Origin of the sequence: Promicromonospora sp. NPDC057488, assembly GCF_042802395.1 — a bacterium.
In the GTDB taxonomy this organism is placed as follows: domain Bacteria; phylum Actinomycetota; class Actinomycetes; order Actinomycetales; family Cellulomonadaceae; genus Promicromonospora.
In genome coordinates, this window is sequence record NZ_JBHVEG010000238.1 from 1 (window position 1) to 7,864 (window position 7,864).

At 74.5% G+C, this 7,864-nt stretch carries 6 protein-coding genes; 4 read left to right on the forward strand and 2 right to left on the reverse strand.

The features are described 5' to 3' along the window. Window positions 1–216 precede the first annotated feature (216 nt). Window positions 217–519 (forward strand): hypothetical protein, encoded by a 303-nt coding sequence (locus tag ACFU5G_RS27785; protein WP_377251970.1) that lies wholly within the window; start codon window positions 217–219, stop codon window positions 517–519. A 49-nt stretch (window positions 520–568) separates the two neighbouring features. Continuing rightward, window positions 569–1,198, forward strand: coding sequence for a hypothetical protein (locus tag ACFU5G_RS27790; RefSeq protein WP_377251972.1), 630 nt, complete (start codon window positions 569–571; stop codon window positions 1,196–1,198). A gap of 4 nt (window positions 1,199–1,202) precedes the next feature. On the opposite strand, the gene ACFU5G_RS27795 is transcribed toward ACFU5G_RS27790, so the two are convergent. Continuing rightward, complete coding sequence (locus ACFU5G_RS27795; RefSeq protein ID WP_377251974.1) at window positions 1,203–2,174, reverse strand: bacteriocin fulvocin C-related protein; 972 nt, start codon at window positions 2,172–2,174, stop codon at window positions 1,203–1,205. A 214-nt stretch (window positions 2,175–2,388) separates the two neighbouring features. On the opposite strand from ACFU5G_RS27795, the gene ACFU5G_RS27800 reads away from it, so the two are divergent. Beyond that, window positions 2,389–6,087, forward strand: a complete 3,699-nt coding sequence (locus tag ACFU5G_RS27800) for a glycoside hydrolase family 97 catalytic domain-containing protein (protein WP_377251976.1) — start codon at window positions 2,389–2,391, stop codon at window positions 6,085–6,087. Window positions 6,088–6,114: 27 nt separating this feature from the next. On the opposite strand, the gene ACFU5G_RS27805 is transcribed toward ACFU5G_RS27800, so the two are convergent. Next, window positions 6,115–6,921, reverse strand: a complete 807-nt coding sequence (locus ACFU5G_RS27805; RefSeq protein ID WP_377251978.1) for an SDR family NAD(P)-dependent oxidoreductase — start codon at window positions 6,919–6,921, stop codon at window positions 6,115–6,117. A gap of 88 nt (window positions 6,922–7,009) precedes the next feature. On the opposite strand from ACFU5G_RS27805, the gene ACFU5G_RS27810 reads away from it, so the two are divergent. Next, a complete protein-coding gene (locus tag ACFU5G_RS27810) occupies window positions 7,010–7,654 on the forward strand; it encodes a ricin-type beta-trefoil lectin domain protein (protein WP_377251980.1) in 645 nt (214 codons plus the stop codon). Window positions 7,655–7,864 lie beyond the last annotated feature (210 nt).

Sequence of the window (7,864 nt, forward strand, 5' to 3'; positions counted from 1 at the left end):
AGCAGGTGCAGATCCGCTGTCTCATTCGGATCCCGCCGGCACTCTCGCGCCGGAAGTCTGCGGAGAGTCTAGCCGATTCACCCGTCCTCCTGGGGGCGGGTGGATCGGCGTGTTCGCGGGGAACATCCGGGTCGCCCAGCGGGATAGCCGTGGCGGTCCCGCGGACCTACGCTGGAGGGGTACCCCTTCCGCGACGACGACGTGGCGGTGCCACCCATGGTCTGGTCGTTCCTGACGCGCCCGAAGCCCGCGCCCGACCCGCTGGTGACCCTGCGGCTGCAGGCTCGCCTCGGGCAGCTCGCGGCCGAGCTGCGCAAGGTCGAGGAGGACCCCGGACTGTACGCCCGCGCCCACCACTGGTTCGCGGTGCAGAACGCCTACGACGCCCTGCTGCGCGAGGCGTGCCGCCTCGCCGAGCTGCCCACCGACGCCGACCCGCTGCGTGCGAGCGAACGCTCGGCCGCGGACGAGCGGCTGCGGGAGGAGCTGGAGCTCAGCTCCCGCGGCTGGTCGTGGTGAGGCGCGGGCGCGGGCGGCCGCGGCGCCCCTGCCCGCCTAGAGTCAGGGCATGTTCCCCTGGCTAGAGATCGCCGGCTGGGTCGGCTCCGCGCTCGTCGTGCTGTCGCTGACGCAGGCGCGGGTGTTCCGCTTCCGCTGGCTCAACCTGACCGGCTCCCTGATCGCGACCACGTACAACGCGATCCTCGGGATCTGGCCGTTCTTCGCGATGAACGCCGCGATCAGCCTCATCAACATCTACTGGCTGCGCCGCCTGACCCGCGAGCGCCACGACGCCGCCGTCTACGAGGTGGTGGAGGTGGCGCCGGACGACGCGTACCTGCTGCACGTGCTGCGCACGCACGCGGCGGACATCGCGACCTTCGCGCCGGGGTTCGTGGCGCAGCCGGAGCCGGGCGAGGAGCGGTCGGCGTTCCTGGTGCAGCGCGGCGACGAGACGGTGGGTGTGGTGGAGGTGCGCGACGCCGGGGACGGCGCGGGCGTCGTCGAGCTCGACTGGGTGTCCATGCGGTTCCGCGACCTGACGCCCGGCGAGTTCGTGTACCGGCGCAGCGGGATCTTCGCGGCCAAGGGGTTCGACCGGGTGGTGGTGCCGCACGCCGCGCAGGGTGAGCAGGCGTACCTGCGCGGCGTGGGCTTCCGCCCGGAGGGCGACACGTGGGTGCGGGAGGTCGCCTGAGGTCCTACCGGCAGACGCCGTTGCACTCGTGGACCCAGAAGGTGCCGCAGCCGGAGTCGGAGCAGGTGCACTCCGGGCAGGGGCAGTCGGTGCAGCCGTAGCAGTAGTTGCTGCACCACACGCCGTAGTAGAGGTTGCACCCGCAGTCGACGGCGGCCGCGCCCTGCTCGCCCGAGCCGGACCGCGAGCCCGGCTCCGGGCCGAGGGAGGCGAGCAGCGCGCGCCCCTCGTCGACGCCGAACGCGGCGACGGCGTCGTCGGTCAGGGTGGTGAGCTCCTCGGCGAGCGCGGTGCCGGGCCGCACCCGTCCGGTGAAGACGTTCTGGTCGCCCGCGATCCGGAGGGCGCGGTCGACGACGGCGCGGCGCGCGGCGGACAGGTCGCCGTGGGCGTCGCGGTAGCGCACGAGCTGCGCGGTCCACAGCTCGCTGCGCGTGGCGGCCGTGGACTCGGCGTAGATGGCGCGGCGGTGGGCGACGTCGTGCGCGGCGAAGGCGGTGTAGTCCTGGGGCAGCGCGTGCCGGTTGGCCTGGACCCAGCGCTGGGCCGCGCTGGGTGCCGCCGCGACGGCGGGCTGCCCGCCGCCGAGCACGAGGGCTCCGGCGCCGACGAGGGCCAGGCGCAGGAACTGCGCGCGCCCGAGCCCGTCGCGCTCGGCGGCCTCCCCGCCCCGGCGCAGCGCGCCGAGGGCGCCGAGCAGGCGCAGGCTCAGGCGGGGGCCGAGCCGGGCGGCGGTGCGGGCCACCATGACGGGCCCGGTCCAGGCGCGCACGGCGCCGTCGTCGGGCACCTTGATCAGGGTGGGGGCGTGCGGGGGCTCCGGGCCGAACACCTGCTCCCGCCAGGCGCGGACCTCCGGGCGTTCCAGGGGCCGGACGTCGAGGCGGCCGTCGCCGGCGCGCTCGACCTGTTCGGCCACCTGCCGGCACTGGCAGCACGAGGCGTCGAACGCGAGGATCCATGTGGTGGTGTGCACGATCAGCCCTCCCTCGGCCCAGGGCCCCTTGCCCCGGGGTGCCCCGAAGGTAGGTGAAAAGCGGCGGTGGACCCACAGGTTTCGCCCTGTGCCGAAAGTCGGGCGCCGACGGCACCTTGACACCGGACCCCCGCGCCGAAAAACTCACGGCAGGCTCCGTCTGCATCGAGGCAAACGCCGAGCCGGCACCGACACCGACGTCCGGGAGAGAACAGTGAGACCACCCACGCGCGCCCAGGCCGAACGGCCGCACCATCGACGGGGAGGCGGGTCGGCGCTGACCGCGGCCGCCACGGTGGTGGCCCTGCTCGTCCCCGCGACCGCCGCCACCGCCGCCACTGCCACCGCGGCTACCACCGCCGCCGCCCCGGCGGCCGCGCAGGAGACCGCGGCGCTCGACGGCTGGACCGTGTCCTCGCCGGACCGGTCGATCGAGACCACGGTCGACGTCGTCGACGGGACCCTGACGTACGGGGTCGTGCGGGACGGGACCACCACCGTCGTCGCGCCGTCGGGCCTGGGGCTCACGCTGCGCGAGCCCGCGGTGGACCTGACCGAGGGTCTGACCGTCACCTCCACCGAGCGGGACGTCGTCGACGAGACCTGGACCCCGGCCTGGGGCAACGACGCCCGGGTGCGCAACCACGCGGGCGAGCTCACGGTGCACGCCGTGCACGAGGCGTCGGGCGTCGAGCTGGACGTGGTCTTCCGGGTGTTCGACGACGGCGTCGGCTTCCGGTACGTCTTCCCCGAGCAGGACGGGCTGGGCGACGGCGTGGTCGTGTCCGGCGAGTCCACGCAGTTCGCGCTGCCCGCCGACCTGACGGCGTACTCCATCCCGGCGGGCACGCGCTGGAGCGCGGACGAGCAGCACTACCGCACGCAGCCGCTGCCCGACGTCGCCTCCGCGCAGACGCCCATCACGATGTCCCGGGACGACGGCCTGTTCCTGGCGGTGCACGAGGCGGCCCTGATCGACTTCCCGAGCATGACGGTGGTCCGCGGCACGACGCCGGGCACGCTCGTCTCGGACCTGATCGCGCTGCCGAACGGCGACAAGGCCGTGATCGACGTCGACGCGGACGGCTTCGCCACGCCCTGGCGCACGCTCACCGTGGGCCGGACCGCCGGCGACCTCGCGGCGTCGCACCTCATCGAGAACCTGAACGCCCCGTGCGCCATCTGCGACGTCGACTCCGACGACGACGGCGCCGCGGACACCACCGACTGGATCGACCCCGGCACGTACGTCGGGGTGTGGTGGGAGCTGCAGCGCCGCGACACGACGTGGAACGCCGGGCCGAAGCACGGCGCCACCACCGCGCGCATCAAGGAATACGTGGACCTCGCCGTCGAGGCCGGGGCCAAGTACGTGCTGGCCGAGGGCTGGAACCAGAACGCGGGCGGCGAGTGGAAGGGACAGGACTTCGTCACGCCCCAGGCCGACGTCGACATCGACGAGGTGCTGGCCTACGCCAAGGAGAACGGCGTCGGCTTCATGGCGCACAACGAGACGCGCGGCTACGTCGACTACTACGACGCGCACATGGACGAGATCTTCGACCAGTACCAGGAGTGGGGCATCCACGCCCTGAAGACCGGGTACGCCACGCGGTTCGAGCTGGGCGGCGTCAACCGCAGCCACTACGACCAGGAGGCGGTCAAGCACTACCAGCGGGTCATCGAGTCCGCGGCCCGGCACGAGATCTCGATCAACGCGCACGAGGCCATCAAGCCGACCGGGCTGTCGCGCACCTACCCGAACATGATGACGGGCGAGGGCGTGGCGGGCATGGAGCAGCACAACTACATGGGCGCGAGCGGCAACCCGCCCGAGCAGGCCACGATCCTGCCGTTCACCCGCTGGATGGGCGGCCCTGCCGACTACACACCCGGCGTCCTGGCCGTCACCTGGGACCCGGCGAACCTCAAGACCCGCGTGCAGACCACGACGACGGCGCAGCTCGCGCTCTACCCGACGTTCTCCAGCCCGCTGCAGATGCTGGCCGACACCCCGGAGAACTACGCGGAGCACGCCGAGGCCTTCGAGTACCTCAAGGCCATGCCGACCGTCTGGGACGAGTCCCACGTGCTCGACGCCGTCCTCGGCGACCACACGGTGACGGCGCGCCGCAGCGGCAGCACCTGGTACCTCGGGTCGGTCACCGACGAGAACGACCGCACCGTCCAGGTCCCGCTGGAGTTCCTCGACGAGGGCACCACCTACGTGGCCGACGTCTACGCCGACGCCGGGAACGCGTCCTGGAAGGGCAACCCGACCGCCGTCGAGGTGACGCACTCGCTGGTGGACCCGACCGACACGATCGCGGCCTCCATGGTCGGCGGCGGCGGGCAGGCCGTGAAGCTGCGGCCCGCGACGCCGGAGGACCTGGCGGACCTGACCGAGTACGCGCCGCCGGCGTTCACGCTGGAGGCGGCGCCCGAGGTCGACTACGACCCGACGGCCGGGACCGTGACGGTCACCGCGACCGTCCGCAACGACGGCACCACGGCGGCGCAGGCCCGGATCGCCGTCGACGGCGAGACCGTGGACGGCGCCGCGGGCCGGGTGGGCGGCGGCGCCTCCCGGACGTTCACCTTCGACGTCGCGGCCGACGACGTCGACTACCGCGCGGCGAACTCGCTGAGCGTCGTCGGGCCCGACGGGACCGCCGGCGAGCCGGTGTCCGTGGCTCTCCTGCCGCGGCCGGACGAGACCCTGACCGACCTGCTGGAGGACGAGGCCCGCAACCTTGACCCGGCCCGGGCCGCGCTGCTGACCCAGCGGGCCGAGGCGGCGCTGGAGGCGGGCCGCGGGGACGACTTCCCCGCCGTCCGCCGGGCGATGCAGGCCGTGCGGCACGCGGTGCTCACCTCCTCCGTCGAGGCGGTGCCGCCGCGGGTCGCCGACCGGATTGACGCGATGGTGACGCCGTACCTCGGCAGTTCGGCCGGGCTGTTCGGCATCCTCGCGCTGATCCGGGACGCCGAGGACGCGGCGGCGATCGACGCCGGGACCGCCGTCGCGCTGCGGGAGCCGGCCGCCGAGGCGGTCCGGCATGCCCGTTCCGGTGACGCGGACGCGATGGACGAGGCGCTGGGCGAGCTGGCTCGCGAGGTCGAGACGGCCGAGGGCGACGCGCAGGCCCTGGCGCGGCTGCTGGCCGCCGTCGAGGCCCAGCACGCCGAGCAGGTGAGCGAGGCCGAGACGGCCACGCTGCTGGGCGGCGCGCGCACCAACGCCGAACACCCCGGCTACACGGGGACCGGGTTCGTCCGGGACCTGTCCAAGGCCGGCGCGGGCGTGCGGTTCACCTACGAGGCCGCGGCGCCCACCACGGTCGAGGTGTCGTTCCGGTACGCCAACGGCATGGTCGTCGCGCCGCTCGACCGGCAGCTCTCCGTCGCCGTCGACGGCGGCAAGGCGCAGCCGGTCTCGTTCCCGAACCTGGGCCAGGGCGCGGACCGGTGGCGCATCTGGGACTACTCCCCCGGCGTGCGGTTCACGCTGGCGGCCGGGCGGCACGAGATCCTGCTGCACCACACCGCCACCGACACGGGCAACATCAACCTGGACCACCTGCGCGTGACCGCGCAGCCGGGCGTGCTGACCGAGCCCGCGGCGGACACCTGGGCCGCGAAGGCCATCTACACGGCCGGTGACCTGGTCGCGTACGACGGCTCGCTGTGGCAGGCCTCGTGGTGGACGCAGAACCAGAAGCCCGGCGCGTCGGCGTACGGGCCGTGGCAGCAGATCGCCGAGGCCTGGGACGGCACCGCGGTCTGGACGGCGTCGCGGATCTTCGACACCGGCGACGTCGTGGAGCACGACGGCACGACCTACGAGGCCAGGTGGTGGACCCGCAACCAGGCGCCGGGCGACCGGCACGGACCGTGGAAGGAGATCGGCTGACGGTCTCCTGCTCGACGGCGCGCGGCGTCAGGTGGCCTCCGGATCGGCCCCCTGCGCCGCGCGTCCGCCGTCCACGGGCAGCACGGCGCCGTTGACGAAGGCGGCGGCGTCCGAGAGCAGGAACGCGACCGCCTCGGCGACCTCCGCGCCCGTGCCGACGCGGCCCAGCGGGTGCAGGGCGGCCATCTGCGCGTCCACGCCGGGGTGCTCGGCCCGGTAGGCCTCGTGGCGCGCGGTCGCGACCGACCCGAGCGCCACCGCGTTGGTACGGATGCCGTGCGGCCCGTGGTCGACGGCGAGGGCCCGGGTCAGGGCCTCGACCGCGCCCTTGGCCGTGGCGTAGGGCAGGGCGCCGCGCACCGGCCGTTGTGCCTGGTGGGACGAGACGTTGACGATCGCGCCGGGCCGCCCGTACGCCAGCAGGTGCCCGACGGCGGTGTGGCAGCCCGTCACCGCGAGCGCGAGGTTCGCGGTGATCAGGCCGAGCACGTCGGACGGCGGCGCGGTGATCGGCGCGTCCCGGAAGATCGCGGCGTTGTTGACCCAGCCGGCCAGCGGGGCCAGCGCCTCCGCGGCGTCGGCGGCACGTCGGGCTACGTCGGGGTCGGCCGCGTCGCCGCTGACCAGCGTCACGCCCGGGTGGTCCCGGTCCAGGGCCGGGGCGACGTCGAGGACGACGACGGGGCCGACGGCGGCCAGGCGCTCGGCGATGGCCCGGCCCACGCCCTGGGCGCCGCCGGTCACGACGTACGAGCGCTGGGCGGCGGGGTCGGCTGGTCGGGGCCCGCTCGAGCTGATCGGGTGCCGGCTGGTGTGCTTCGGGTAGGCGGCCATCCTCCGATCCTGCACCCGGCGGGCGGCCGGGACCGAGTAGGGTGCGGCGCGGAGCACGGGCCGGCAGGGCACCGAAGGGAGCACGAGGGTGTACGACCAGGTCACGACGCCGCGGCGCACTCCGTTCGGCGTGCTCGCGTGGGTGCTCGCCGTCGTGCTCGCGCTCGGCGCGGTAGGGGGCACGGTGTGGGTGATGACGCGGGACGTGTCCGGCGCGGACGCGGCCGGGCAGGCCTCGGCGTCGCCGAGCGCCGCGGTGCCGAGCCCCAGCGAGCCGAGCGACGCCGAGCCGGTCAGCGCCCCGGCGAGCCCGTCACCGTCGCCCACCCCGACGCCCCCGCCGGCCCCGGTGCCCGTGACGCTGCAGAGCGTGGCCTCCGGCCGGTGCCTGGACGTGCCCGGCGGCGTGGCCGCGGACGGCGCGGCGCTGCAGATCTACGACTGCAACGGGTCGGCGGCGCAGCTCTGGACGACGTCCGCCGCCGGGGAGCTGCGCGTGCTGGACACCATGTGCCTGGACGACCCGAGCGCCGGGGCGCAGGGCACCCCCGCACAGATCCGGACGTGCAACGGCGGGGCGAACCAGCAGTGGACGCCGCAGGCCGACGGCACCGTACGCAACGTCGCGACGGGGCTGTGCCTGGACGTGTCCGGCGGGGCGGTCGACAACGGCACGCCCGCGATCGTGTACGGCTGCCACGCCGGGGACAACCAGCGCTGGACGGTCTCGTGAGCGTGCCTCGGCACGCCTGAGGCGGACACGGACGCCCCGGAGCCGAGCGACACCGGGAGCGGGATCCGGCGCCGAGCCTCTCGGGCCGCCGGGTCCGGTTGATCGAGCCGTGGCCGGTCGACGGCGCGCGTGTCGCGCGGCGTGTCGCCCGGGGGGCGAACGTATGCACGCGGGGTGTGTTGCTCTGCGTAGACATCGTCTACGCAGAGC

What these genes read in the sequence shown, in the direction of transcription:
- ACFU5G_RS27805 (WP_377251978.1), bottom strand. Translation starts at nt 6,921, where the DNA reads ATGGCCGCCTACCCGAAGCACACCAGCCGGCACCCGATCAGCTCGAGC.
- ACFU5G_RS27785 (WP_377251970.1), top strand. Translation starts at nt 217, where the DNA reads ATGGTCTGGTCGTTCCTGACGCGCCCGAAGCCCGCGCCCGACCCGCTG.
- ACFU5G_RS27790 (WP_377251972.1), top strand. Translation starts at nt 569, where the DNA reads ATGTTCCCCTGGCTAGAGATCGCCGGCTGGGTCGGCTCCGCGCTCGTC.